This is a genomic window from Vibrio sp. 970 (assembly GCF_033339075.1).
Window position 1 is genome coordinate 1 of sequence record NZ_JAWOTW010000315.1, and the last position, 701, is coordinate 701.

A 701-nucleotide genomic window follows, 5' to 3' on the forward strand; every position below is an offset into this window, starting at 1 on the left:
ACAGGTTGAAGCGATCATCAACTTGATCGTAGGCAGTGTGACGGCGATGAAGCCTGAGTTTGTTTCTGTCATCGATCAATATGGCCGACTGTTGAGTGCTGATGTTGCGTCAGCAGAAGCGGGCAAAGTAAACGCGAAGTATCTGGAATACCAAAAGAACGTTGAGAAGCAAATCATCCAACGTGCGGCAGACATGCTAACGCCGATTGTTGGCCCTAGTAATTTCCGCGTTCAGGTTGCAGCCGATATGGATTTCAGCCAAGTGGAAGAAACGCGAGAAATCCTTGATAACGCGCCAGTGGTTCGTAACGAACACACCATTCAAAACAATTCGATTGACCAAATCGCGCTTGGTGTACCAGGTTCTCTCAGCAACCAGCCTCCAGTGACTGGTGAGGCGGCGACAAACGACAGCCAAAACACCAATGCGCGCTCTGAAGTGAATCGTCAATATGCGGTTGGCAGCAGCGTGCGCCGTACTCAGTACCAACAAGGTCAGATTGAGAAATTGAGCGTATCGGTTCTATTGAACTCAAAAGCATCGCCAGACGGCGTGGCTTGGAGCGATGCAGACAAAGCGCAAATCTCTACCATGATCACCGATGCCGTTGGCATTTCAGCCGCGCGAGGTGACAGCTTGAGCTTGATGAGCTTCAACTTCACACCGATTGATATCGATGCGCCAACAGCTCTGCCTTGGT

1 protein-coding gene is annotated in these 701 nt (G+C 50.5%); it reads left to right on the forward strand.

All coding sequences use genetic code 11. The annotated features are described in order from the left end of the window. The coding region (locus tag R7Q11_RS26390; protein ID WP_318094464.1) for a flagellar M-ring protein FliF C-terminal domain-containing protein at positions 1-701 on the forward strand (701 nt) is incomplete at both ends.